Source organism: Actinomadura sp. NAK00032, assembly GCF_013364275.1.
In the GTDB taxonomy this organism is placed as follows: domain Bacteria; phylum Actinomycetota; class Actinomycetes; order Streptosporangiales; family Streptosporangiaceae; genus Spirillospora.
In genome coordinates this window covers 1,237,565-1,263,277 of record NZ_CP054932.1, presented here as the reverse complement: position 1 = coordinate 1,263,277, position 25,713 = coordinate 1,237,565, and the positions used below count along the sequence as shown (strand labels likewise).

The following is a 25,713-nucleotide window of genomic DNA, read 5'->3' as shown; positions in this document are numbered from 1 at the left end:
GGGTTGCCGGGTTCGGTTTCCTGCGGTCGGTTACCTGCACCACCCAGGGTAAAGACCTTCCCGCCTCACTGCCTCTCGTTCAAGGGAACAGCTCCCTAGATGCACCCCTATCCCCGACATTCCGGTCACAACGCCCACCTGCGTCAAAGATCAGACAACCCTCTCCCCGCCCTGGCCACACCCGGCCAATCCATCGCCCAGTCCCTTGCGGCGAGCCCTCGTCACCGGCGCCAAGAGTCGCCCGGCAGGTGCGACCGTCGCCGTTCCGGACTCCGCTTCAAAGCTCGGTCGGGGCGCACCCCGGCGGGCGGGTGATCAACCGGGTCGGCGGGGCGGGGTAGGGTCCGATGGCGTCGCCGTTGCCGAGCCGACGTGAGGAGCCCGCGTGTCGCTGACCGGCCGGCCGCTCGCGTGCCTGCTGATCGTGGCCGTCGTCGCCGTGGTGGCGGCGACCGTCTGGCAATGGGGGCGCCTCGCGGGCCCCGGAGTTCGGTCGCTGGCCGCCCGGGTCTGCGCGCTCGTCCTCTGCCAGGCACTGGTGACGATGTCCGTGCTGTTCTTCGTCAACCGGCACTTCGGCTTCTATGGGACGTGGGGCGAGCTCACCGGCGCGGCGGGCATCGGGAGCGGGCGCCTCGTCGAGAACCAGCAGCGCGGCGGCGACGGCGCCGCGGCGGCCCTGATCCGCCGCAAGCCCGAGGTGTCCATCGGCGGCAGCCAGGAGCGCGACGGCAGGGTCGACACCGTCGACATCCGGGGTCTCCGGTCCGGGCTCCACGCGCGCGCCTACGTCTACCTCCCACCGCAGTACTTCCAGCGCGGCCAGGAGCAGCGGCGTTTCCCGGTTTCGCTCGTGTTCAGCGGTTACCCCGGGGCGCAGCGCAACCTCATCACCCAGGTCCGGGTCCCGCAGACGGCACGCGACGAACTGAAGGCCGGCCGGATCCAACCGATGGTGTACGTCATGCTGCGACCGGCCATGGTGAAGGGCCGCGACACCGAGTGCCTGGACGTGCCCGGCGGCCCGCAGACCGCGACGTTCTTCGCGCAGGACGTTCCGGAGGCCGTCCGTGGCGCCTACCGCGTCGCCGGCGGCCGCGACGGATGGGGCGCGTTCGGGCTGTCGACCGGCGGCTACTGCTCGCTCAAGCTCGCGATGCGGCACTCCGATGTGCTCTCCAAGGCCGCGGCCCTGTCCGGCTACTACGGCGCCATCAAGGACATCACCACCGGTGATCTGTACGGGGGCAGCCAGGCCGTCCGCAACGAGAACGACCTGTTCTGGAGGTTGCGGCACCGGCCGCCGCCTCCCATCTCGGTGCTCGTCACCACGAGCCGGGTCGGAGAGAAGAACAGGGACGAGACGCAGCGGTTCCTCTCCCTGGTCAGGCCGCCGATGCGGGCGTCGTCGCTCGTCCTGGACAGCGGCGGGCACAACTTCCAGACCTGGAAGCGCGTCCTGCCGCAGGTGCTGCGCTGGATGAGCCGTGGCCTCACCGCCTGACGCGGCGCTGCGCGCCGCCGCCCTCGCGGTGGCCGCCGTTCTCACGGTGACCGGCTGCTCGGCCACCGAGGCGAAGACGGGCCCGGGCCGGGGCGGCCCCTCGCGCGGCGGAGTGTCCGCCGCGCCCTTCGCCCCGTTCGCCGAACGGCTGGTCGATCAGCGCCTGGCGATGTATCCCCGGCTCGTCCGGCTGCGGGACGGCCGGATCGTCCTCTCCATCGCGACGGGCTCCGGCTCTGGTGTCACCGACATGGCCCGGTTCTACGAGAGCACCGACGGTGGCCGCACGTTCCGGATGCTCTCGGAGATCCTCGACCCGGCCGCCGAGCGCGGCCGGGGCGCCTGCTGCGGAAGCCTGCTCGAACTCCCCCACCGGATCGGCGCGCAGCCCGCCGGGACGCTGCTGTGGGCGGGCACGGTGGGTATGAAGAACCATGCGCCGGGGCGCCGGCCGGAACTGCGGGTGTGGCGGAGCACGGACGGCGGCCGGCACTGGGCGTACCTGTCGAGCTGCGCCATCGCCCCGGAAGGGACTCCGTGGGACGAGGGTCTCTGGGAACCCGAACTGGCCATCGACGGGCGGGGCCGCGTGGTCTGCTACTACTCCGACGAGACGCGCGGCCCTGCCCAGGTCATCGTGGAGGCGGCGTCGCCCGACGGCGGCACTACCTGGGGGCCCGGCACGGTGATCGTCGCGCCGGGACGCGACGACCGCCCGGGCATGCCCGTGGTGCGGCGGCTGCAGGACGGTTCCTACTTCATGACGTACGAGGTGTGCGGGCCGACCGCGGCCTGCAAGGTGCACTACCGCCGGTCGTCCGATGGCTGGACGTGGGGTTCGCCGACCGCGCTCGGCACCGCCGCGCGCAGCACCGGCGGCCGATACCTGTACCACGCTCCCACGGTCACCTGGCTTCCCGGCGGCGGGCCGCGAGGGACGATCCTGCTGGTCGGCGGCGTCGTCCGCGACGCCAGGGGGGTTCTCATGCGCCCGGCGAGCGGTGCGACGCTCTTCGCCAACACGGCGGACGGATCCGGAGACTGGCGGGAGATCCCGGCTCCCGTCCGCGTCCCCTTCCCCGCCTATCCGGAGCACTCCGACATCGTCTGCGGCAACTACAGCTCATCGCTGCTCCCGGTGGACGACGGCAAGGGACTGCTGGAGGCGGCGACCAAGCGCGGCAAGGACGGCACGTGTCAGGTCTACGTCGCCGCCTCCGCGTGGGCCCCGCCGCCCGCGGAGCTGAAGACCGCGTGACCTGCGCTCACAGGTCGCGGCAGCCGGCTCCGGAACAGCCCCGGTAGGACGCCACGAGCGACTGCAGTTCGGCCTTGCGCGCCTCGGGCGCCTGCGTCCAGATGTTCCCCAGTTCCCAGGGATCCCGGGCGAGGTCGTAGTACTCGCGGTCGCCGTTCTCGTACTCGACGTACAGTTCGTTCGCCGTGCGGACCGCGTTGTACGTCGGCGGGTTGCCGCCGTACTTCTGCGGCAGGTCCGGGTCGTCGCGGCGGTAGTTGGGGCCGAGGTGCTCGATGAACGCGGTCGTCCGCCAGGACGGCACCGGCCGCCCGTGCAGCAGCGGCGCCAGGGAGCGCCCGTCCGCCGAGTCGGCCGGCTTGAGCCCGGCGAGCTCCTCGAACGTCGGACAGATATCGGTGTTCTGCGCGAACCGGGCCTCGGTCTTCCCCGCCGCGACGCCGGGGCCCGCCACGACCAGCGGGACGCGGATGTCGGTGTCGTAGGCGGTCAGCTTGCCCTCGACGAGCCGGTGCTGCCCGAGGTGGTAGCCGTTGTCGGAGTTGAAGACGAAGTAGGTGTCGGCGCCGAGCCCTTTGGCCTGCACCGCGGTCTGCAGCGCGCCGATCATCCGGTCGATCGACTGGACGGCCCGGACCCGCTCGCGGAACGCGGCGTCGACCGCGCGGACCTGCCGCGGCCGCAGCCGCGGGTACTTGCGCAGCCAGCCGGGCTTGTCGCCTATGTCGGGCTCGTTGAACCCGGGCGTGCGCGGCGCCTTCACGTGGGGGAACTTGCCCGCGTCCTCGGGTGCCGGCGTCGCCGGGGCGTGCGGCGAGAACGTCGACATCTGCAGCATGAACGGCTGCTTCGCGTCGGCGGACCGGTTGACGAAGTCGACGCCCTTCCCGGTGAGCACCGTGTTGAGGTAGTCCTTCGGCGCGCGCCCGTGGTGGGTGAGGGTGCCGTTGCCGTTCAGGTTGTAGTTGTAGTTCGCGTACCCGAGCCCGGTGACCTGCCACTCCGTCCAACCGGGCGGCACGTAGACGCGGGACGAGCCCTGCTTCTTGGTGGCCTCGTAGCCGTTGAGGTACTTGCCCATCAGCGCCGTGCGGTAGCCGGCCTTCTGCAGCGCGACGGCGAACGTGTCCTTCTCGTTGCCCCGCGCGTTGAAGATGTCGAACCCGCCCGTCGGCGGGTCATTGCTGCGGACCCCGGTGTTGTGCGGGTACTTGCCGGTCAGGATCGTCGCGCGGGACGGGCAGCAGAGCGTGTCCGCGACGAAGTAGTTCGAGAACGTCATACCGCGCTTCTGCAGCGCCTTGACGTGCGGCATGTAGTCGACTAGGTCCCACGACAGGTCGTCGGTCAGGACGTAGACGATGTTGGGCTTCTTCGCCTTCGCCTGCGCGGACGCCGACACCTTGGCGTCCTTGCCGTTCTTGCCGTCGTCCGACGCCGCCTGCGCGCATCCGGCCAGCACCAGCGCGCACGCCAGCAGGACCGCGGGGAGCGGCGCGGTCGGCCGTCGTCGTCGCGGCTTGGCGCCGAACATCACACACCTTTCAGCAGGTCGATGGGGTACCGACCGGTGAACATGATCAGAGTTGGCCACAGGCTAAGGCACGGTCGCGGGAGGAGAGTCCTGGGCGGGACGCCGCACGTCCACGTCGTCCTGCGCCGGAGGAGCCGGTGGCGGCTCCTCGGTGGGAGGTGCTCCGCCGCGCCGGATCTGCGCCATCGCCGACGCGAGGCGGGGGCGCATGAGGGCCTGCAGCGGACGCTCCACGAACAGGTGGACCAGGATCCCCGCCACGACAACGGAAGCGGTGATGACCGGAAGAATGGTCAGTCTGTCGATGATCGGATGCGGGAAGAAGACTTTGACGATCGTCCGCGCCACCGTCTCGTGCATTAGGTAGAGCGGGTAGGCCACGGCGCCGAGGAAGGTGAAGCCCCGCCAGCTCAGCCAGGTCAGCTTCCGCAGTGCGACCAGCGCCATGAGCGCGAACAGCACGGACAGCACGACCGGGATCACGATCTCGTGGACGCCCTCCCATGCGTTCAGCGGGCTGATGTCGTTCACGAGGTAGTGCACCGACAGCGCCCACGAGGCGGCGATGATCAGCCAGAGCGCGATGTTGCTCCCGAACCTGTAGATCAGGAAGAACGCCATCCCCGCGATGAAGTAGGGCGCCGTGTCGGGGAAGAAGAGGGTGTGCAACAGGCTGCTGCCCGACTCCTTGGCATAGGCGCCCACGAGGAGCCAGGAGACCATGAAGGTGACGCAGCGACCGTAAGTGATGCCAACGCGGGCGAGAAGCGCGATGAGCACATAGAAGTGGAGCTCGACCCACAGAACCCAGTAGACGACCTCCAGCGGCGCCACGTGCATCCCGTCCTGGAGCATCGTGAGATTCGGCAGGACCCGCTGCAGGGGCCCGTCGCCGTCCTTGTAGGGCACCGCGGACCCGCTGGCCAGGAAGAGCCCGAAACTGAGCAGAACGCTGAACCAGTACGCAGGGTAGATCCGCACGAATCTCGCCACGGCGAAGTCCCCGGCGTTCCGGTCCCACGCGGCCATCAGGATGACGAAGCCGCTGATCATGAAGGCCAGCTGGACGCCGAGGTAGCCGAAGTGGGCCACCGGCGCCAGCTCCGGGAAGACCTTTTGGGCATCGCGTCCGGACCAGACCGTGCTCCGCACTCCCGCGAAATGGTGCAGGACGATCGCCGCGACGGCGATGAAGCGCAGCAGGTCGAGCTCGCGAAGCCGCGGTGCGCGCGAGGCGTCCGCGAGAGCGGGGGGACGGGTCATCGGGCGGCCTCCACGGTGGTGCGAGGCGTGGTCTGGTTCCGGACGGGCGGGAGGTTCTCCCGGCGGAGCCGGGTGAGCCCCGCTTTGAGCTTCGGCTTCGCCCACCGCTGCAGCGGTTCCTCGACGAAGCGCTGCACCAGGTAGGCGGTGGCGAGAGCAACGGTGCAAGAGACGAGGAGGAGCGTCCAGCGGCCGAGGTGGGAGCGGAGCAGTTCGTACAGTCCGCGCCCGATGCTCTCATGGACGAGGTAGAGCGGATAGGTGAGGGCGCCGAGCACGGTGAAGCCCCGCCAGCGCACCATCTCGAACTGGCGGGTGGCCACCATGGCCATGAGCAGGAAGCAGAACGTGACGCCGCCGGCGATGGCGGCGTCCCAAACCTGTGGCCAGGCCAGCAGGTCGTTCACGCTGGCCTGCCGGTAGTCGACGGCGAGCGCCCAGCAACCGGAGGTGATCAGCCACAGCAGGAGGTTCGGGCCGAACCGGTGGATGAGGTAGAACGCCATCCCGGCGACGAAGTACGGCGCCCAGTCCGGCATCAGCACCGTGAACAGCGCCGGTACGGCCGACTCTTGCGCGAACACGGCGAGCAGCACCCAGCCGACCATGAAGGCCACGCAGCGCTCGTAGGTGATGCCGCGCCAGACGAGAAAGGCGATGATCGCGTAGAAGTGCAGCTCGATCCACAGCGTCCAGTAGACGACGTCCAGGTTCGAGACGTGGAGACCGGTCTGGAGCATCGTCATGTTCGGCAGGTACGCGACGAGCGGGCTGTGCGACGGGATGGGCGTCTGCCCGATGGCGAAGAAGACCAGCAGCGAGAGTGAAACGCCGAACCAGTAGGCCGGGAAGATGCGGACGGTGCGGGAGACCGCGAAGTCGCCGACGCCGCGCCCCCACGCGCTCATCAGGATCACGAACCCGCTGATCAGGAAGAACAGGTCGACGCCCAGGTTGCCGAAATGCGCGAACTGCGCGAGCACCGGCATGTTGTGGTGGTTCTCCACACCCCATCCGCCGATGCGGCCCACGTAGTGGTGCAGCACCACGAGGACGGCCGCGACGAAGCGCAGCAGGTCCAGTTCCCGCAGCCGCGGCGGCGGCGCGGGACCCCGTGCCGTGCTCATCGGCCCGCCTCGGCGGGCGGCCTGCCGGTGGGCTCACCGGGTCCGGTGGGTCCACCTTCGCCCGTCCCGGCGGGGCTCGTGAGGTTCCGGCGGCGCTCCTGGCGCTTCTTCAGCAGCAGGTCGGCTGCGGTGTCGATGTCGCCGTCCCACAGGACGCGGCCGTCCTCCAGGAAGACGCCACGGGTGCAGAGCTGCCGCAGCAGCGCGGCGTCGTGCGCGACGATCACCATCGTGCGGCCGCTCGCGCGGTACTCCTGGAGGCGTTCGATGCACTTGCGGCGGAACAGCGGGTCCCCGACGGCGAGGACCTCGTCGATGAGGAACACGTCGGGTTCGGTGTGCACGGCGATGGAGAACGCCAGTCGCATGAACATGCCGGAGGAGTAGAACCGGACGGGCTGATCGAGGAACCGCCCGATGTCGGCGAACTCCACGATCGCGTCGAACTTGCGGAGTGTCTCGGCGCGGTCCATGCCGAGGATGGCGCCGTTCAGGAAGACGTTCTCGCGGCCGGTGAGGTCGGGGTGGAGTCCCGCGCCGACCTCGATCAGCCCGGCCACGCGCCCGCGCACCCGCACCGTGCCCTCGTCCGGCGGCAGCACCCCGGAGATGATCTTCAGGAGGGTGCTCTTGCCGGACCCGTTCACCCCGACCAGGGCGACGGCCTCACCCACGTCGATGGCGACGGATACGCCGTCCAGCGCGGTGAACCGGTCGCGGAGCCGCTCGCGGCGCAGCGCCCGCACGGTCATGTTCTTGATCGACCGGGCGTGCCGCAGCGTGAAGCGCTTGGTCACCCCGTCGACGATGAGCGCGCGCCGCGCCGCCTCCATCAGAGCTCCTCGGCGAACCGGCGCTGGAGCCGGGAGAAGACGAGCTGCCCGAGCCCGAGCAGCAGGACGGCCGCGGCCAGCAGGACGACGCCGTCGCGGGTGAGGTCCGCCGGGAAAGCGAACGTGCCGTCGGTGGTCGGCCACCAGAACGCCCGCTCGAACAGCATGACGCCGACCGCCATGGGATTGGCGAGGTAGAGGTCCAGCCCCCAGGCCGGCGCGGTGTCCCGCACCAGCGTCCACGGGTAGATCATCGGCACCGACCAGGTGACGAACAGCGTTGCGATGTCCACGACCTTGTCGGTGTCCCGGTAGAAGACGTGCAGCGCCGAGCAGATCAGCCCGAGCCCCATGCCGAGGACCGCGACGAGCGCGAAGCCGAGCACCGCCGAGCCGATGGCGGCGGCCGACGGCGTCCAGCCCCAGATGACCGCGACGGTCAGCACGATCGCCAGGCCCGGCAGCAGGTGCACGCACGAAACCAGCAGCGACGCCACCGGGAACAGCTCGCGCGGCAGGTAGACCTTCCGGACGAGCGGCGCGTTCCCCAGCACCGAGTGCGTGGTGTTGATCAGCGTCTCGTTGAAGAACGACACCAGCACCAGCGCGGAGAACATGAAGATGGGGAAGTGCTCCAGGTGCTCGCTCATCCCCATGAAGATCCCGGCGACGAAGAAGAACACCGAGAAGTGCGCGGCGGGACGCACGTAGGACCAGCCGAGGCCGAGCAGCGACCCCTGGTACCGCGCGCGCAGCTCCCGGCGCACGATCAGCTTCAGCAGGTAGCGGCGCCGGAACACCTCGCCGAGCCCGCCGCCGCGGCCCGGTTCGACGAGGCCCTGATCGCTGAGATCCCGCGGCGCCGCGGCCGCCGGCGCACCCGAGGAGGTGCTCACCGCAGCCGCCGCGCCCTGTCGAACGTGTCCCGCCACTCGTCCTGCGAGGTGAGCTCCGGGAGCGCGTCCCGGTACCGTCCGCTCAAGACCGCCCAGTCCCTGCCGAGCCGGGCGTGCAGCGCGGACGCCCGGCGGATCAGCGACCAGAACCGCTGCGGGTCGCGCTGGTACCAGGACACCTTCGTGCCGTCGGCGGACGAGACGAGCGCGCTGTTGAACTTCGTCAGCAGCCACCACGTCTGGTCGACGTGCGGGACGAGAGCCTCCGGATGCGTCTTCGGGTACGGGCCGACGGGCTTGACCTGGCGGGCCGCGCCCAGCAGCGCCGTCTGGAACATCGCCCGCCGGTTCTTCGGCGGCACGACGTCGCGGCCCTTGCGCGGCGGCTTCCGGCGGCGGACGGCGGGGAACTCGTCGAGGTCCGCCTTGGCCTGCGCGTCCACGAAACCGGCGCGCAGTTCCCGGAGCTCGCCCATCTTCGTGACGATCGACGCGTGCAGATCGCCGGGCCCCTTGAGCGCGTCCTCGATCGCCAGCAGCATCAGTTCGGCCGTGGAGTACTGCATGGCGAGCGCGTGCTTGATGGTGATGAACAGGCTCTCCTTGAGCATGTTCCCGCCGCGCTCGTACGGCGAGTACAGCAGCGCGGTGATGATGCGGTTCCGCTCGGTGAAGTACGCCTGCCAGTCGGTCATGACGTCCTTGGAGTGCCACGGCACATGCCACACCGCGGCGCCCGGGAGCGAGACCGTCGGGAACCCCGCGGCCTTGGCGCGGAGCCCGTACTCGATGTCGTCCCACTTGATGAAGAACGGCAGCGACAGCCCGACCTTCTTGATGACCTCGACGGGGATGAGGCACATCCACCAGGCGTTGTACTCGACGTCGGCGCGGCGGTGCAGCCACGGCGTGTGGCGGAGCGGGTGCGCGGCCAGGTCGTGCGACAGCTCGGTATGCGGCGCCGGGACCATCCACCAGCGGTAGCGGGCGACGGTCTCACCGAACACGTGCAGCACCGACCGGTTGTACAGGTCGAGCATGTGGCCGCCGACGAGCATCGGCCCGCGCGCGAGGTCGGCGAACGTCACCGTGCGCAGGATGCCCTCCGTCTCCAGGATGACGTCGTCGTCCAGGAGGAGCGCGTAGGTGCTGCGGCCCGAGTCGACGGTCTCGTGCATGACGCGGGAGAACCCGCCGGACCCGCCGAGGTTGGCCTGGTCGATGACGCGCAGCCGGTCGCCGAGCGCCTCCTTCGCCGCCGCGAAGTCGGGATGGTCCTCGACCCGGTCGGTGCCCTGGTCGACGACGAGGATCTCGTCGACGACGTCCAGCACGTCGCCCGCGGCGGCGAGCGCGGTCAGCTGCTCGACGCAGAACTTCGGCCGGTTGAAGGTGGTGATTCCGATGGTCGCGGTGCCCGGCCGGGTCCGTTCGGTGACCGCGCACCAGTCCGCGCTGTCGAGGACGGCGGTGCGGCCGTCGGCGACGATGTCGAACCAGTACCAGCCGCCGTCGATGAACGGGGCGAGCGGCAGGTCGACGCTCTCCTCGACCGGCGAGTCGGAGTCGATGTGCAGCGACTTGATGCGTTCGAGATGGCCCTTGCCGGTGGACCGGTAGATGAGGATCGTCGCCTCACCGCGCACCCGCAGGCGCAGCCGGACGTCCGCGACCGTGCTCCACCTGCGCCAGTAGCCCGCGGGGAAGGCGTTGAAGTAGCTGCAGAACGACACCCGTGTCCCGGACGGGACGACGATGCTGCGGCGCCCGATGATCTCCGCGCTGTCGTCCTGGGAGGAGGGCCGGTAGGCGGTGGCGCGGGTCGCCCCGCCGTCCTGCTCCGCCCGCACCCGCTCGGCGGCGGTCTCCAGGTCGGCGGTGCGGCGGCCGAACACCGCGTTGCCGTCGACGTACAGCTTCAGCACGTCGAAGTCGCGCTCGCCGGGCATCACGATCCGGTGCAGGACCCGCAGCCCCTCGCCCGCCGGAGCGGGCTCCCCGGGGAGCTCGGGCTGGACGGCCTGCTCGGTCATCGGTCATCTCCTCCGCTCGTCAGCCGCTCGCCCCGCGCGAAGTGGGGCCGCAGCCGGTTGTCGACCATGCCCAGGGCGCTGGCGATCGCCATGTGCATGTCGAGGTACTGGTAGGTGCCGAGCCGCCCGCCGAACAGGACGCCGTCCTCGCGCCGGGCCATCTCCCGGTAGCGCAGCAGGCGCGCCCGGTCCGCGGCGGTGTTGATCGGGTAGTACGGTTCGTCGCCCCGCTCGGCGAACCGCGAGAACTCCCGCATGATGACCGTCCGGTCGTCCGGATAGTCCCGCTCGGGATGGAAGTGCCGGAACTCGTGGATCCGGGTGTAGGGGACGTCCTCGTCGGCGTAGTTCATCACCGGCGTCCCCTGGAAGTCGCCGGTCGGCTTGACCTCCGTCTCGAAGTCCAGCGTCCGCCACCCCAACTCGCCCTCGGAACGGCCGAAATAGTGGTCGAGTGGGCCGGTGTAGACGACGGGGACGCGGCCGGCGATGTCGTCGCGCACATCGAAGAAGTCGGTGTTCAGGCGGACCTCGATGTTCGGGTGGTCGGCCATCCGCTCCAACCACGCGGTGTAGCCGTCGACCGGCAGGCCCTCGTAGGTGTCGCTGAAGTACCGGTTGTCGAAGGTGTACCGGACCGGGAGCCGGGTGATGATCTCTGCGGGCAGGTCGCGGGGGTCGGTCTGCCACTGCTTGGCGGTGTAGCCGCGGATGAACGCCTCGTACAGCGGCCGCCCGATCAGCGACACCGCCTTCTCCTCCAGGTCGCGCGGCTCCCGCCCGGCGGGGATCTCCGCGGCCTGCTCGGCGATGAGCGCGCGCGCCTCGTCCGGCGTGAACACGCGGCCGAAGTACTCGGAGATCGTGCCGAGGTTGATGGGGAGCGGGTAGACGCGGCCCTTGAAGGTGGAGTAGACGCGGTGCTGGTAGCCGGTGAACGACGTGAACCGGTTCGCGTACTCCCATACGCGCTCGTTCGACGTGTGGAAGAGGTGCGCGCCGTACCGGTGGATCTCGATGCCGGTCTCGGGTTCGTCCTCGCTGTAGGCGTTGCCGCCGATGTGGTCGCGCCGGTCGAGGACCGCCACCCGCAGCCCCAGGTCCCGTGCGCAGCGCTCGGCGACGGTGAGTCCGAAGAAGCCGGAGCCCACCACCACAAGGTCAATGTCCACGGTCCATCTTCCTGCGACGTCCCCCGCCGCGTCGTGAGAGCGATCCGTCCCCGCATCCGGGCACGAGGCTCACGGGAACTGGGAGACGATGGTGCTGCGCGGGCCAAGATACCGGGCGCGGTCATCCCAGTTGTGAGGAATCGCCCCGGTTGGCCGGTTGTACCCTTCGGATGACCCGGATCGGCGTCGCGCGGCGCCCGCACCCGAACACGCAGAGGAGTCAACTGGTGGCAGCGGTCTCCCCCGGCCCACCGACCGTGTACCTCCACATCGGCGCCCCCAAGAGCGGGACGACGTTCCTGCAGGGGCTGCTGTGGAGCAATGCCGAGGCCCTGTCGGAGGCGGGCGTCCTCCTCCCCGGCGGCTCTTTCGCCGGACAGGTCCAGGCCACCCGCGACCTGCGCGGCGTGGTGCCGGAGGACGACGAGCCCGGCCCCGGCTGGGACGGCGCCTGGAACCGGCTGGCCGCAGAGGTCAAGGAGTCCGGGCATCGCACCGCCGTGCTCTCCCACGAGGTGCTCTGCGCGGTGGACGCCGCCGGTGCCGAGCGTGCCGTGCGGTCCCTCGCGCCCTGCGACGTCCACATCGTCTACACCGCTCGCGACCTCGCCGGCCTCCTGCCCTCGGAGTGGCAGGAGTACGTCAAGCACCGCTTCCACTTCGACTTCGGGCACTGGCTGCGCGAGGTGGTCGACGGCCCGCGCGGGAGCGGCGCCGCGCACTGGTTCTGGCGGGTGCACGACGTCCCGGAGGTGCTCGGACGATGGGCGCCCCACGTCCCGCCGGAGCGCGTGCACGTGATCCCTCTGCCCGGCCCCGGCGCGCCTCGCGGCCTGCTCTGGGAGCGCTTCGCCGGGCTCCTCGGTGTCGATCCCGCCGTGGCAGAGCCCGCCGAGGCGCGGACGAACACCTCGCTGAGCTGGACGGAGACCGAGCTGCTGCGCAGGGTCAACGGCGCAGTCGACGAAGAAGCCCCGATGTGGCTCTACCACCGGCTGGTCACCGACGTCCTCGCACTCAAGGTGCTCCCCGGTCGCGGCGAGCCGGGGCGCGTGCCGCTGCCACCGGAACGCCGTGCGTGGGCGCAGAAGAAGGCGCACGAGCTGGTCGAGGGGATCCGCTCCGCGGGGTACGACGTGGTGGGCGACCTGCACGAACTGCTTCCTGGCGAAACGGCGCCCGCGGAGGCCGCGGGCGCCCCGCCAGGGGACGCGGAGCTGCTGGACGCGGCCACGCACACCGTGCTCGGGCTCCTCGACCGGATCGGGATGCTCCGCGAGGAGATCGGCACACTGCGCCAAGAGCGCCAGGAGCAGCATGAGACAGCGCTGCCAAAGCTGATGGCTCGCCATCTCAGCGAGCGCAGCAAGGCCGTCTGGAGACTGCGGGTCGGGTACTGGCATCTCGTCGAGCGGCTCAAGGGCATCGAACCGCCGCCCGAACCGGAGGGCGGGGACGAGGCCGGCGCCGCCGACGAGGCCGGCGTCGTCCTGTCCCACCGGACCGCGCCGCGATGAGCGCGGACGGGCGGGTCGTCGCCGTCGTCGTCACCTACAACCGGCGGGAGCTGCTCGCCGAGGCGCTGGCGGCGATCGCCGGCCAGATCCGGCCGCCGGACACGGTGATCGTCGTGGACAACGCCTCTACCGACGGCACCCCCGCCCTCGTTCGCGAGCGGTTCCCGAACGCCGACCTCCTCGCGCTCGGCACCAACACCGGCGGCGCCGGCGGCTTCGCCGCCGGAATCGCCCGCGCGCTGGACGATCCGCACACCGGGCTGATCTGGCTGATGGACGACGACACCGTGCCCGAGCCGGGGGCGCTCGCCGCCCTACTGGACGCGCGGCACCGGGCGTCCGGGGAGCCCGCGCTCGTCGCCGGGCGGGTCGTGTGGACCGACGGCCGCGACCACCCGATGAACACACCGCGCGTCAGGCCGGGCGCGTCCCGGGCTGAACTGGCCGCCGCCCGGGAGATCGGCTGCACGCCCATCCGGTCCGCGTCGTTCGTGTCAGTGCTGGTCGACGCGGCGGCGGTGCGGGAGTGCGGGCTTCCGATCGCGGACTACTTCCTGTGGAACGACGACTTCGAGTTCACCACCCGGCTGCTGCGCGGCCGGACCGGGCTCTACTGCCCCGCGAGCGTCGCCGTCCACAAGACCAGGACGTTCGGGGGCGCCGACGCCGACCCCGGCGACCGCTTCTACTACGAGGTGCGGAACAAGCTCTGGCTGTTCACCCGGAGCCGCGGCCTGGCGCCGTCCGAACGCCTGCTGTACGCCGGCTCGTCCGCTCGGCGGTGGGCGCGCACCTATCTCCGCTCGCACGACCGGGCCACCTTGCGCGCGGGGCTGCGCACGGGTGTCCGCGACGGCCTGCTGCGGCGTCCCCGCCCGACCGAGGACGTCATTTCGGCTGCGATGCGTCGATATGATCCCTGACGACGCGGACCGGCACGGCCGACGCGCGCGACAGGCCGACACGTGGTACCAGGGGGAGGGCGGGTGTGACTCCGAAGGGGACGCCGGACGACGAGCCTAGGGACGACCTGCCCGAGGAGGAGTCGGCAGACCGGACGCAGGTCTTCTCCCGCGACACGGAACGGCCGGCGCCACCGCCCGCCGGCATCGCGGACCTGACGATGTCCGACTTCTCCCGGTCGGCGATGACCGGTGAGACCGCCGGCTCCGCTGAAGACGAACCGGAACACGCCCCCGGGAACGCGGGCGGCGAGGACGAGGACGCCGACCGAACCCGCGTCCAGCCCGTTCCGGCCCCCACCCCGTCCCCCGAACATGACGCGCCGCTCCCGCCGCTTCCACCGCCGCCATGGGCGCAGCAGACACCCGAGGAGCCGCAGGCGGCCCCGGCGCCGGAAGCTCCGGCACCCCCTGCCCCTTCTCCGCAGCCCCCGGTGCCCCAGTTCCCCGCTCCACAGCCTCCAGCGCCGCAGCCACCCGCTCCACAACCTCCCGCTCCACAGCTCCCCGCACCGCGGCCGCCCGCGCCCGAACCCTTCCCCTGGGCGCAGGAGATCCCCGAGGCCCCGAGGCCGCCGACGCCCGCGCCGTTCCCCTATGCGCAGGAGATACCGGACGCCCCGAAGCCGCCGGCGCCCGCGCCGGAGCCGTTCCCCTGGGCGCAGGAGATCCCCGGCCAGGCCCCGCCCCCGCCGCAGGCGTCCGCTCCCCCGCCGTTCCCGTGGGCGCAGGAGGTTCCCGGCGCCGCCGCGGGCGGCCCACCGCCGGCGGGCGCCCTGGCAGCCGGGCCGCCGCCCGTCGCGCCGCCGCCCGCGGTCGAGGAGCCGTGGCGCAACGCGCCCGCGCCCAAGCGCAAGCGCGTCAACAAGAAGATCCTCTTCGGCGGCATCGGCGGCATCGCCGCCGCCGCGCTCATCGCGGCCGGCGGCGTCGTCCTGCTCGGCCGCGGCGACGACTCCGGCGGCGGCAGCAGCAGCGCCCGCCTCGCCGGCGGGCTGTTCCCGATGGACCCGGCCGCCCGGTCCGACGGCCGCGACCAGGAGCTCACCGGTGTCGCCGTGGCGGGCTCCACCGTGGTCGCGGTGGGCGGCGAGGCCGATCCCGGCCACTACCGGGGCGTGTTCCTGGTGTCCGCCGACGGCGGCCGCACGTTCGCGACCGCCGAGGTCAAGGGCATCAACGGCGGTGAGCCCGGCCCCACGGAGGTGCCGCGAGCGGTCGCCGGCGGGCCCGGCGGCTGGGTCGCGATCGGCAGCCGCCCGGCCGGCGGCGTCGTCTGGACCAGCCAGGACGGCCGGACGTGGCAGCGGCAGCCCGACGAGGCCGGCGACGTCTTCGGCCCCGGCAACCGCGTGACCCGCGTCATCCGCACCGACAAGGGCTTCCTCGCCATCGGCGAGCACTCCCGCAAACGCGACTTCACCGACTCGGTGCCCGCCACCTGGCTGTCGGCCGACGGTGTCCGCTGGGACGCGCTGACCGGCGAGCAGGTCGGCATCCAGATCCGCGGCAAGGTCGTGCTGGAGGAGGTCGCCTCGAGCGGCAGCGTGATCCTCTTGGAGAGCGCGCACACGCCCAAGCCGGGCAAGCCGTCGTTCCGCCGCGCCTGGCGGTCCACCGACGGCGGCCGCACCTGGTCGCCCGCGAAGATCCCGGCGCCCAAGGGCACCTACGGGATGATGGTCGGCGGCGGGCCGGCGGGGCTGGTGGCCGTCCGCGAGGTCAAGTCCGGCAAGTCCACCTACGGCCAGATCTACACCTCGAAGGACGCCGCCGGCTGGCAGACCGGGGGGCGGCTCAAGCCGTCCGGATACCAGCGCGTGCAGCAGCTGCTCGGCACTGACAGCGGCTACGCCGGCATCGTCCAGCGGGGCCGTGATCTGCTGATCTCCCGTTCGGCGGACGGCAAGTCGTGGCGGGACGCGGGCTCGCTGCCCACCGCCTCCGGACGCGCCCTGCTCGGCGCGGCGGCCGGCGGCGGCCACACCGTCCTGGTCGGCCGGGATCCGGGCAACGGCGACCTCAACGCGCTGCTGGCGGTGCGGGACCAGCGCGGCACCGAGGTCCCGGTCGATCCGTTCAAGATCCCCGGCGCTTTCCGCAAGGACCAGGCGGTCGCCGGCGTCGCCGTGAACCCGAACGGCACCCAGGCCGTCGCGGTCGGCAGCACCGGCGGCGACGCCGCGATCTGGACCTCGCCGGACGGCTCGGCCTGGAACCGCGCGCGCTTCTCCGGCGGGCTCTCCCGCCCGGCGCTTCAGCGGCTGACCTCGGTGGCGGCCGGCGGCGCCGGCTGGCTCGCGGTCGGCGACAGCGGCGGTGCCCCGCGCGGCCCGCTGGTGCTGACGTCCGCGGACGGCAACGTTTGGAAGCCCGCCGACATCGACCCGGTGTTCGAGCGCAAGGGCTCCCAGGCCCTGTCCACCTACGGCGCTGCGGCGGGGCCGCCCGGATACGTCGTCGTCGGCGACGACGGCCCGTCCGGCGCGATCTGGTTCTCGCCCGACCTGCGCACGTGGCAGCGGGGCGGCGGCGTGGGGCGCAACGACCTCACCGCCGAGGCGAACGGCAACCGCTGGGTCCGCGCGGCGGCGGGCGGGTCGTTCGGCTTCGTCGCGGTCGGCGGCATGCTCGACCCGAAGGCGGCCGGTGCCCGCCGGCCGGCGGTCTGGACGTCGGCCGACGGCAAGAAGTGGCGGCTGCAGCAACTGCAGCTGCCCGCCGGGCTGTCGCAGGGATCCCTCACCTATGTCGCGGCCAAGGGCAACGTCCTCGTCGCGGTGGGCGACGCCGTAGGGACGTCCGGTCCCATCGTGCTCGGCTTCGTCTCGAACGACGGCGGCAGAACGTGGCGCGAGACGAAGCTGCCGCCGCCCGGCTCGGGCCCTCTCGCCCGGGCCACGGCCGTGATGGCGGGGTCCGGCGGCTTCGTGGTGGCCGGAACCTCCGGGTCCGACGTCGTCGCGTGGACGTCCCCCGACGGAACGTCCTGGGAGGCCGAAACGCCGGGCGGGGACGCCCTGTCCGGGCCCGGGGAGCAGGAGATCACCGGCCTGGCTAGCTTCAAGGACGGCGTTCTCGGCGTCGGGCGCAGCGTCACCGGGGGCGGCGAGCAGCCCGTCCTGTGGCGTCGGGATTGACGCCGTCGCCGCTGTTCGCGCGGCGGGCGTGGCGGGGGATGTAGGAGAGGGCGCCGGCCGGGGTGGTGCCCGTGCCGGCGCGGTCGCGGGTGCGGTTGCGGCGGGCGCCGTAGGGGGCGACGACCGCGCGGTAGAACGGCTTGCGGATCATGGTGGGGACGAGGCGGTAGCCGCCGCGCACGACGACGTTGCGCCAGTACTGCGGCTGGGAGATGAAGCCCTCGCGGAGCATCTCGCGCTGCAGCCGCAGTTCGGAGCGCAGCAGCTCGGTGCCGCCGCGGCGCTTGTAGGCGCCCTCGCCGACCCGGTAGTAGACGAGCGGCTCGGCGACGTTCACCATCCGCGCCCCGTTCGCGATCATGCGGACGAACAGCCAGTAGTCCTCCATCAGCGGCAGGTCGCCGTAGCCGCCGGCGGCGACGACGGCGCTGCGCCGGTAGACGACCGTGGGGTGGTTGAACGGGTCGTGGAGGCGGGAGTAGCGGGCGATGTCGGCGGGGTCGCTCGGCGGGATGCGGCGGCCGACGACGTCGGTGATGTCGGTGCCGAACTCCAGCAGGCCCGCGCCGACGAGGTCGGCTCCGGCGCGCACCAGCGGCACCTGGGTCTGGAAGCGGTGCGGCATGGCGACGTCGTCGGCGTCCATGCGGGCGACGATGTCGTGCCAGGCGGCGTGCAGGCCGGCGTCCAGGGCGGGCCCGAGGCCGCGGTTGTGCTCCAGCGGGACGAACAGCACCTTGACGGGGCTGCCGGCCATGAGCTCGCGCAGGCAGGCCGACAGCGGGGGCGGGACGGGGCCGTCCTGGACGAGCACGACCTGGTCGGGCCGCAGGGTCTGCAGGTGCACGGCGCTCCGGAACGCGTCCCGGACATGCTCCGCCTGGTCGCCGCCGTAGACGGTCATCAACAGGGAGAAGGGTTCGGGCTGCATGCGTCCGTTCCGGGGGAGCTCGGGCGGCCGGTGGAGCCCAGGTCGGGGAGGCGGCTCGTCGGGCCAGGGTCGGAGGGAGTCAACTAGGCCGTCCTACTAGGGACGCTTTAAGGCGGTTGATGGTTTGCGCGGGCCAAGATACCGCTGATGCGGTCCCGCATCAGGTGTGGGCGCAGATGTCCCGGTCCGCACGGATCTCCCCGGCCACCTTGGGCACGGCCGGCGCGAGCCCGCGCAGCCGGGCGCCGTCGTCGCCGATGAGGAGGTACACGTAGCCGGGCTTGGCCGACCGCCAGGGGCGCGGCGGGTGCCCGGGGACCGCGATCGCCAGCCGCGCGGCCTGCCGTTCGGCGCCCGCGCCGTAGAGGATCCGGGTGCGGGCGTACTTCTTCTTGCTGGTGCCGACCTTGACGACCTGGTAGCCGCGGTCACCGAGCTGCTCGGCGGTGCGCTGGGCGATCCCCGCGGTGGCGGACGCGTTGTAGACGCCGACCTTCACCTGCGCAGGCGGGACGGGCTGCACCGTGTTCTGCGCGGCCACCGGGGCGGGCGGCGGGGTCGGCTCCGGCTCGGGGAGCTTGTTGTCCTCCCGGACGGCCTGGAACAGCGGCTCCGCCAGCGCCTGGTCGAACTGCACGCGGTTCTTGTCCTGCGGGTACGCCTGCACCGGCACGGTGACGAACCGGACCTTCCCGGCGCTCATGCCGCGCAGGCTCCCGGCGAGCTTCTGCATCACCGAGAGCGTGAGCCGGTCGTCGGCCTTGATGGACTTGGTGGCGGCGGAGAGGAAGGCGTAGGTCCGCCCGGGATCGGTGAGCATGCCCTTGTCGGTCGCCTTCTTGACGACGGAGGCCATGAACGCCTGCTGCCGCTTGATCCGGTCGAGGTCGGAGCCGTCGCCGAGGACGTAGCGGGTGCGGACGTAGCCGAGCGCCTGGTCGCCGTGGACGACCTGCTTGCCCGCCTTGAGGTGCAGTTCGGCCTTCGGGTCGTCGATGCGCTTCGGCACGCAGATCTCGACGCCGCCGAGCGCGTCCACGACCCGCTTGAACCCGGCGAAGTCGACCTCGACGTAGTGATCGATGTGGATCTTGGTGAGCGACTCGATCGTCCGCCAGGTGCAGGCGGGGCCGCCGTTGGAGAACGCCGCGTTGATCATGCCGAACTGGGCCGGGACGACGGTGCCGTTCTTCTTCTTGCACGGCGGCATCCGCACCATCGAGTCGCGCGGGAAGCTGATCCCGATGGCGCTCTCCCCGCCGGGCGAGATGTGCAGCAGGATCGTGGTGTCGGAGCGCTGCCCGGCCTCCTCGCCGTAGCGGGCGTTCTCCCCGGCGCGGCTGTCGGACCCCATCATCAGGATGTTCAGCGAGCCGTTCAGCTTGGGCGGGCGGTTCGCGCCGAGCCGGTCGTCGACGTGCTCGCGGTCGATCTGGCCGTCCAGCCGCCGCCAGAAGCCGTACGCGGTGAGGCTGCCGGCCACCAGCACGACCGACAGCACGATCGACAGGCCGCCGAGCACGCGCCACAGGCGCCCCCGCACCGGCGGCTCCGGTGGCGTCGGGGCGCTGTCCGCGTAGTAGACGCCGGAGGGCGCGGCGGCTCGCTGCATCCGTAACATTTCAGCACAGATTGGACATCAGTCACCGGCGTCACGGGAATCCGCGGGCCCCCGGCCCGCCCGGGGTCCGGCGGGCGCCCGGCCGGAGGGTGCTCCCGGTGGCTAGACTCCCGGACGAGATGAGCACCGTAGACGCGCTGACCGACCAAGCGATGGTCGTCCTCCAGGACCGGCCGGTCGTGCCGCTGAGCGCATGGCTGAACAAGGCCCTCGCCGAGTGCGCCGAGACCGGCCGCACGCTGCAGCTCGTCACGCCGCTGGAATCCCGGCTGACGCTGCCGCTGCGCACCGCCGCGTCCGGCGACGGCGCCCAGTGGATCGTGCGCAACGGCGACGGCTACTACGAGGGCCTGACCGGACGGCCGATGAAATGGGGCGGGCGGACGTTCGTGCCCGTCCCCGAGGCCCGCGACTACGCGCCCGGGTTCACCACCCGCCCCACCGCGCCGATCGGCGCGCAGCTCACCCTCGTCTACCGGATCCGGCACGCCGCCGAGGGCGACCTCGCCGGGACGATCGAGCGCCTCCTGCAGCTGGTCACCGGCAAGTACCCGGCCGGGCTCGGGCCCGCCGAGCCGCTGGAGCACCCGTGGCGGCGCGACCGGCTCACCGAGTACGTGCGCGGGCGCTCCAGCGTGCGGCTCGTCGTCGGCGGCGACGGCCCCCGCCCCGCCCAGGCGATCTGCGACTACAGCGCCGGCGAGGGCGGCGCCGTGGCCGAGACCAGCACCGTCACGGTCGGCTACGCCCCGCAAGACCCGCCGCCCCTCCAGCACCTCCCGACGCTCGTCGGCGCGCTCGCCGCCGACCAGCCGATCGCGTCGCTGTTCGTCCAGCTCACCCCCGGCCGCGCCGACCTCACCACCGAGCCGCGCTGGACGGGCGCGCCCGCCCCGGTCGCGCTCGCCGTCGCGGGCACCGTGGCCGGCCCGAACGGGATCCCCGGCCAGCAGGTCGGGCCGCCGCGCGCCCCGCTGACGTTCTTCCCGCTCGGCGACGGCCGCTCCCCGGACGGCTGGCAGCGGCACAGCGCGCTCATGCAGCACCTCCAGTCGTCCTGACCCGGGCTCGTCCTGATCCAGGCTCGTCCTGATCCGGCCCGATCCGGCCTGATCCGGTCACCGGAGAGCATCCCGCCCAGGCCGTCCTTCGGCCGGATGATCTACCCGGAAGGGATGATGTACGGTCCTTGACCATGGTGATGGACGGCCGGCTCGACGCGCTTGAGCGGGTCGTCGAGGGGACGCTCGCCGAGGGGTCGTTCGAGTACGACGGCGACGAGGCGGTGCTCCGCATCGAGGGCTCCCCCGTCCGCACCGCGGGCTGGGGCGTCGGTTTCGGCGCGGCCGGCGTGGCACTGCTGCTCGCCGGGGCCGTGCTGTCCCTCGCCGGGCTCCCGGACGAGGCGCGGTGGGCGCTCGCGCCCGGCGCGGCGCTGCTCGGCGCCGTGGCCTGCTTCCTGCTGCTGTGGCGGTTCAGCCCGCTGTCGCGGCTCTGGACGGACCTGGAGCTGCGGTTCGGCGAGCGCGCCATCGTCCACCGGCGGACCCGGCTGCCGTTCGGCGACCTGCGCCCCGAGCACCTGGTGTGGAAGAACGGGCCGTTCTTCCGGCGGCTGTACGTCCGGCACCCGTCGCTGCGCAAGCAGCTCGCCGGGTTCTTCGGCAGCGAGGAGCGGCAGGCCGAGGAGTTCCGGCGGCGGCTGTGGGAGCTGATCTCCGTGCCCGACCTGCCCGGCGCCCCGCTCCGCGGCGGCGACCTCACCCCGGTGCAGCGCTGGATCGTCGGCGCGGGCGCACCCTACGGCGCGATCAACGGGTTCCGGGTGGACCGCCTCGGCACCGGCCCCGGCGCCGCCGCGGCCGCCGACCGGCGCGCCGCCCAGGAGCTGCTGCAGGACCCGTGGGGCGCCTACGACCTGGAGCAGCTGCTCGCCACCGTCAACTGGCTCGTCCAGGACGGGCACCGCGCCGACTTCACCCAGGACGCCGACCTCGCCGCCCGCCCCCAGGACGCGCAGGCGGAGTACGCGGCGCTGCTGCGGGAGGTCGACGCGCTCATCACGGCCGACCGGCTCGAACCGCCGTTCGTCGAGCGGCTGATCGAGCTGGTCCGGGTCCGGTACGGGAACGAGGGCGGCGCGTACGCGCGGCTCGTCCCGCCGCTGCTGCGCGACGAGCCCGGCGCGGACGCCAGCGAGGAGGGCGCCGAGCTGGCGCAGTTCCTCCACCAGCTGTTCAACGACCGCAACCACGCCGTGGAGGAGCTGCACCGGCTGAAGGTCCTCGCCGACCCGGCGCTGCGGGCCAACGTGGGGCGGTTCCTCATCTGGGACTACGGGCGCGCCCTGATGCTCTACCGCTGGGGCCACATGGTCGGCTGGCTGACCGAGGAGTACTGCTGGGAGCGCATGCTCCCGCTGGCCCTCGACATCCAGCGGCGGTACTCGTCCTGGCGGGACATGGCGACCTGCTACCTGCAAGGGCGGCTGCTCTGGTCGGGCGGCGGCGGGAAGGCGCAGGACGAGTACGAGCGGCTCGTCGACGACCTCGCCACCGAGCCGCGCAGCCCCTGGAACCTCGTCCCGTGGGACCTGGACCTGACCCGCGACTGGACGTAGCGGCGCGGCGCGGCGGGGTCAGCCGATCACGCCGCCCTGGTAGGCGTCCCCAGGCAGGCCGCCCGGCTGCGCGACGTCGCCGGCGGGGTCGTCGCCGTGCTCGGCCGCCTTCCAGCTGAGGGCGGGCGGGTCGGTCGCGCCGTCGGGGTAGACGGTGCCGCCGAGCCAGCGGACGAGGGAGTCGGCGAACGCGCGGGCGACGCGCATCGCGTCCGGGACGTCGGCGACGGCGCGGACGTCCACCCACCACACCGGCACGCCGACGCGGTCGGCGAACTCGGGGCCGAGCAGCCGCCGGATCTCGCTCTGCGCCGAGACCCGCACCGCGTCCTCGACCGAGACGAGCAGCCGGCCCTCGGCGTCGTACAGCAGGGTCGGCTCGGGCTCGCCGCCGCGCAGCTCCAGCCGCTCGCCCATGGCGATCATGCCGTCGGCCACGGCGTGCACGTCCGGATCGCGGCGCACCAGCGCCACCAGGTCAGTGCTCATCGGTCACCTCGGCTCATCGGTCACCTCGGCGTCGGGCGGGACGGAGCGGACCGCCGCCGCGCCGGACGGCCGGTCGCCGGCTTGAGTCGGACACGTGCCTCCCCTCTCCCCCGCAACTTTATGAGAGATCCGGACGCACTGCCCACGGGACGACCCTGCCTCCGCCGACATAACTACCATCTGCCCTGATATCGGAACGTTCCGCCCGCTACTCTGGTCCGACCTTTCGCCACCCCCGCATGAGCATCGGCACGGAGCCAGCATGTACCCCCCTCAGCAGCCGGGCCCGCCGCCCGGAGGCCCCGGCCACCCGCCGTACGGCGGCCCGGGGTTCCCGCCGCCGCCGGGCCCGCCCGGCCCCTACGGCGCCCCCGGTTTCCCGCCGCCGCCGAGGAGCGGCGGCGGCGCGCTCGTCCCGCTGCTGATCATCGGTGTGGTGCTGGTCCTCGCGCTGGTCGGGGTGGGTGCGTTCCTCATCCTGGGCGGGGACGACGACAACGAGCGCTCGATCGCGATCCCCTCGTCCACGCCCTACTCGCCCCGCTACAGCTCGTCGCCCGAGCCGACGTCCAGCCCGACGCGCGAGGCACCGTCGGGCGACCTGTCCGAGGTGCTGTCGACGACGATCCGGACGGCGAAGGGCAACACCTTCACCCGGGCCGGCACCCGCACCCAGTCGTGCACCACGCGGGCCAACGACCGGCTCCGCACCGCGCTGCGGGCGAACCCGTGCACCGGGCCGATGTACTCGGGGGTGTACGCCGACCCGGCCAAGAAGATCATCACCTCGGTGTCGATCATGACGCTGTCCAGCCCGTCCGCGGCGAGCAGCGTCAGCCGGGCCACCACCGACAAGGGCTGGCCGCTGCTGCTCACCCCGTCCAACTCCAGCGGGCTGCCGCAGCCGCAGCCGGACCCCGCCTACTGGACGCGGTCCTGGACGCAGGGCTCGCGCGTGATCTACGCCCAGTCCTACTGGACCACCGGCGCCGCGACCGGCGGCCGCGAGGGCCGCGTCTTCGCCACCGCCGGCGAACTCGGCGTCGAGGTCACCAACACCCTCGTCTGGACGGACTGACCCGGCAGGGCGCCTCGTTCAGCGGGACGGTGCCGTGACGAGCGCGCGCGCGAACACCTCGTGCACCACCCTGGTCACCGCGGTCCGCGCGGCGCCGGAGACCTTGGACATGTCGACCGAGCTGCCCGTCGCCAGATGGCGGTCGTACGGCACGAACACCACGGGCAGGCCCCAGGCGCTGAGCATCTGGTGCGCGCGGTGCAGGTCGGCGCCCACCTGCGGCGCGTGCGACACCATCGCGATGACCGTCCGGCGCAGCATGTCCTGGAGGTCGTTGGCCGCGTACCATTCGAGCGCCCCGCGCGCGCTGAGCGCGCCGTCCACGGTGCCGGGCGTCACCAGGACGAGCCCGTGCGAGTTGGCGACGACGCCCCGGTTCAGCTCGGTGAGGATCCCGGCGCCGCAGTCGATGACGGTGGTGCCCACGTAGCGGCCCACCACGGCGAGGGCGCTCTGGAACGTCTCCAGCGTGAACTCGCCGGCGATGCGCCCGCCCCGCGTCGACGACAGCACGAACAGGCCCTCGGGGGTGCGCGACAGGTAGCGCGCCGCCTCCTCGAACGTGCGCGGGTTCTGCCCCGCGAGGTCGAACAGCGACAGCTCGGTGCGGATGCCGAGGCGCAGCGGCAGCGAGCCCAGCTCGGCGTCGGCGTCGGCGGCGAGCACCCGGTCCTGCCGGTAGCGGGCCAGCTCGGTCGCGACCAGCGCCGCCATCGTCGTCTTGCCCGCCCCGCCGCGCACGCTGGCGACCGCGATCTGCCGGGTGCCCGGCACCGGCTGCTGCATCAACTCCAGGAACGCGCCCGTCTCCCGGGCCTCCCGGGACCCGCCGCCGACCGCCTTGCGGACGTTGCGTCCCATGCGGCGCGCCAGCGGGTCGCCGTGCTGGTTCTTGCGGACGAGCTCCTCCGCGGGCACCGGCCCGGCCGCGCCGGCGGGGCCGGGCATCTGGGGCTGCGGCGCGTTCGGCTGCTGGTACGCCTCGGCGGGCGCCGGCGCGGCCGGACCCGCCCCCGGGTGGCCCGCACCGGTCTGCCCGGGCGCCGGCTGCTCCGGGACGTCCGTGGTGTCCACTCCGACGAGCGGGTTGACCGCCGCGGCCCAGTCGAAGTCCATGTACGTCGGCTGCGCCACCGGCGGCTCGGCCGGCTGCTCGGGCTCCGGTTCGGACGGCGCGTCCATCGGCTGCTGCGGCCCCGACTCGTGCACCGCCATGGGTGGAGGCGGAGGAGGAGGAGGGGGCGGCGGCGCGGCGTCCTCGTGCCCCGGCGGCGGGAAGGGCGGCTGCGGGGGCGGAGGCGGCGCTTCGCCCTCCTGCCCCGGTGGCGTGAACGGCGGCTGCGGCGGAGGCGGCGGTGGGGCGTCCTCCTGCACCGGCGGCGGGAAAGGCGGCTGCGGGGGCGGAGGCGGAACCTCGGCGCTCTCCTGGACGGGCGCGGCCTGCGGAGGCGGGGGCAGCGGCGGGGGCGGCGGCTCGGCGGACGGCTGGACCGGCCCCTGCGGCGGCTGAGGAGGCTCCTGGACCGGCTCCGGCATCACCACGGGGGCCACGGCGGGCTGCGGCTCGGGCGCTGGCCGAGGGGGCGCCTCAGCCCCCCACACGGGCGGCGTCGCCATGGCCGCGCCCGCGTCGAGGACCTGCAGCCCCCGCTGGGAGGCCCCGAGATCGCGCAATACCGCCTGCTGCCAACTCGAGTCCGGCACCCGGCCTCCTTTCGTCTCCCGACAGCCTATG

The 25,713-nt window shown here is 72.6% G+C and carries 19 protein-coding genes; 8 read left to right on the top strand and 11 right to left on the bottom strand.

From position 1 onward, the window contains the following. Nucleotides 1-385 precede the first annotated feature (385 nt). The gene (locus tag HUT06_RS05970; protein ID WP_176194790.1) at nucleotides 386-1,504 is read left to right on the top strand and encodes an esterase family protein; all 1,119 of its coding nucleotides are present in this window, start codon (nucleotides 386-388) and stop codon (nucleotides 1,502-1,504) included. Beyond that, on the top strand, nucleotides 1,488-2,762 hold the full coding sequence (locus tag HUT06_RS05965; protein ID WP_176194789.1) for a sialidase family protein: 1,275 nt from the start codon (nucleotides 1,488-1,490) through the stop codon (nucleotides 2,760-2,762). The genes HUT06_RS05970 and HUT06_RS05965 overlap by 17 nt, the downstream gene beginning before the upstream one ends. A 7-nt stretch (nucleotides 2,763-2,769) precedes the next feature. Here HUT06_RS05965 and HUT06_RS05960 read toward each other — a convergent pair whose 3' ends face one another. From HUT06_RS05960 to glf, 7 genes are all read right to left on the bottom strand, one after another. Next, nucleotides 2,770-4,296 carry a sulfatase gene (locus HUT06_RS05960; protein ID WP_176194788.1) on the bottom strand — a complete coding sequence of 509 codons (1,527 nt, stop codon included), beginning with the start codon at nucleotides 4,294-4,296 and terminating at the stop codon, nucleotides 2,770-2,772. Between the two features lie 63 nt (nucleotides 4,297-4,359). Next, nucleotides 4,360-5,559: an acyltransferase gene (locus tag HUT06_RS05955; protein WP_176194787.1), complete on the bottom strand. Its 1,200-nt coding sequence runs from the start codon at nucleotides 5,557-5,559 to the stop codon at nucleotides 4,360-4,362. Further along, a complete protein-coding gene (locus HUT06_RS05950; RefSeq protein ID WP_176194786.1) occupies nucleotides 5,556-6,686 on the bottom strand; it encodes an acyltransferase in 1,131 nt (376 codons plus the stop codon). Before HUT06_RS05950 ends, HUT06_RS05955 begins: the two co-directional genes overlap by 4 nt. After that, nucleotides 6,683-7,519 carry an ABC transporter ATP-binding protein gene (locus HUT06_RS05945; protein WP_176194785.1) on the bottom strand — a complete coding sequence of 279 codons (837 nt, stop codon included), beginning with the start codon at nucleotides 7,517-7,519 and terminating at the stop codon, nucleotides 6,683-6,685. The genes HUT06_RS05950 and HUT06_RS05945 overlap by 4 nt, the downstream gene beginning before the upstream one ends. Next, nucleotides 7,519-8,415 carry an ABC transporter permease gene (locus tag HUT06_RS05940; RefSeq protein ID WP_176194784.1) on the bottom strand — a complete coding sequence of 299 codons (897 nt, stop codon included), beginning with the start codon at nucleotides 8,413-8,415 and terminating at the stop codon, nucleotides 7,519-7,521. The genes HUT06_RS05945 and HUT06_RS05940 overlap by 1 nt, the downstream gene beginning before the upstream one ends. Further along, the gene (locus tag HUT06_RS05935) at nucleotides 8,412-10,448 is read right to left on the bottom strand and encodes a glycosyltransferase (protein ID WP_176194783.1); all 2,037 of its coding nucleotides are present in this window, start codon (nucleotides 10,446-10,448) and stop codon (nucleotides 8,412-8,414) included. The genes HUT06_RS05940 and HUT06_RS05935 overlap by 4 nt, the downstream gene beginning before the upstream one ends. Further along, complete coding sequence (gene glf / locus HUT06_RS05930) at nucleotides 10,445-11,620, bottom strand: UDP-galactopyranose mutase (protein WP_176194782.1); 1,176 nt, start codon at nucleotides 11,618-11,620, stop codon at nucleotides 10,445-10,447. The genes HUT06_RS05935 and glf overlap by 4 nt, the downstream gene beginning before the upstream one ends. A gap of 227 nt (nucleotides 11,621-11,847) precedes the next feature. On the opposite strand from glf, the gene HUT06_RS05925 reads away from it, so the two are divergent. The 3 genes from HUT06_RS05925 to HUT06_RS05915 all read left to right on the top strand — a co-directional run bounded on the left by HUT06_RS05925 (nucleotide 11,848) and on the right by HUT06_RS05915 (nucleotide 17,239). Continuing rightward, nucleotides 11,848-13,137 carry a hypothetical protein gene (locus HUT06_RS05925; protein WP_176194781.1) on the top strand — a complete coding sequence of 430 codons (1,290 nt, stop codon included), beginning with the start codon at nucleotides 11,848-11,850 and terminating at the stop codon, nucleotides 13,135-13,137. After that, on the top strand, nucleotides 13,134-14,060 hold the full coding sequence (locus HUT06_RS05920) for a glycosyltransferase (RefSeq protein WP_176194780.1): 927 nt from the start codon (nucleotides 13,134-13,136) through the stop codon (nucleotides 14,058-14,060). The genes HUT06_RS05925 and HUT06_RS05920 overlap by 4 nt, the downstream gene beginning before the upstream one ends. A 65-nt stretch (nucleotides 14,061-14,125) precedes the next feature. Then, on the top strand, nucleotides 14,126-17,239 hold the full coding sequence (locus HUT06_RS05915; RefSeq protein WP_176194779.1) for a hypothetical protein: 3,114 nt from the start codon (nucleotides 14,126-14,128) through the stop codon (nucleotides 17,237-17,239). Here the strand turns inward: HUT06_RS05915 and HUT06_RS05910 are convergent. Together HUT06_RS05910 and HUT06_RS05905 are read right to left on the bottom strand one after the other, a co-directional pair. After that, entirely contained in the window at nucleotides 17,196-18,170 is a 975-nt protein-coding gene (locus HUT06_RS05910) for a glycosyltransferase (RefSeq protein WP_176194778.1), read from the bottom strand. The genes HUT06_RS05915 and HUT06_RS05910 overlap by 44 nt on opposite strands. Nucleotides 18,171-18,330: 160 nt before the next feature. Continuing rightward, on the bottom strand, nucleotides 18,331-19,782 hold the full coding sequence (locus tag HUT06_RS05905) for an LCP family protein (RefSeq protein WP_176194777.1): 1,452 nt from the start codon (nucleotides 19,780-19,782) through the stop codon (nucleotides 18,331-18,333). Between the two features lie 128 nt (nucleotides 19,783-19,910). Between HUT06_RS05905 and HUT06_RS05900 the strand changes: the two genes are divergently transcribed. Both HUT06_RS05900 and HUT06_RS05895 read left to right on the top strand, forming a co-directional pair. Then, a complete protein-coding gene (locus tag HUT06_RS05900) occupies nucleotides 19,911-20,852 on the top strand; it encodes a DUF6177 family protein (protein WP_254715003.1) in 942 nt (313 codons plus the stop codon). A 134-nt stretch (nucleotides 20,853-20,986) separates the two neighbouring features. Further along, on the top strand, nucleotides 20,987-22,411 hold the full coding sequence (locus HUT06_RS05895) for a DUF1266 domain-containing protein (RefSeq protein ID WP_176194776.1): 1,425 nt from the start codon (nucleotides 20,987-20,989) through the stop codon (nucleotides 22,409-22,411). Between the two features lie 18 nt (nucleotides 22,412-22,429). Here the strand turns inward: HUT06_RS05895 and HUT06_RS05890 are convergent, their stop codons facing one another. Next, nucleotides 22,430-22,900 (bottom strand): hypothetical protein, encoded by a 471-nt coding sequence (locus HUT06_RS05890; protein WP_176194775.1) that lies wholly within the window; start codon nucleotides 22,898-22,900, stop codon nucleotides 22,430-22,432. 262 nt (nucleotides 22,901-23,162) lie between these two features. Here HUT06_RS05890 and HUT06_RS05885 point away from each other — a divergent pair, with 262 nt between their 5' ends. Further along, nucleotides 23,163-23,978 carry a hypothetical protein gene (locus tag HUT06_RS05885; RefSeq protein ID WP_176194774.1) on the top strand — a complete coding sequence of 272 codons (816 nt, stop codon included), beginning with the start codon at nucleotides 23,163-23,165 and terminating at the stop codon, nucleotides 23,976-23,978. Nucleotides 23,979-23,996: 18 nt separating this feature from the next. On the opposite strand, the gene HUT06_RS45120 is transcribed toward HUT06_RS05885, so the two are convergent. Beyond that, complete coding sequence (locus HUT06_RS45120; protein WP_176194773.1) at nucleotides 23,997-25,682, bottom strand: MinD/ParA family protein; 1,686 nt, start codon at nucleotides 25,680-25,682, stop codon at nucleotides 23,997-23,999. Nucleotides 25,683-25,713: the final 31 nt, after the last annotated feature.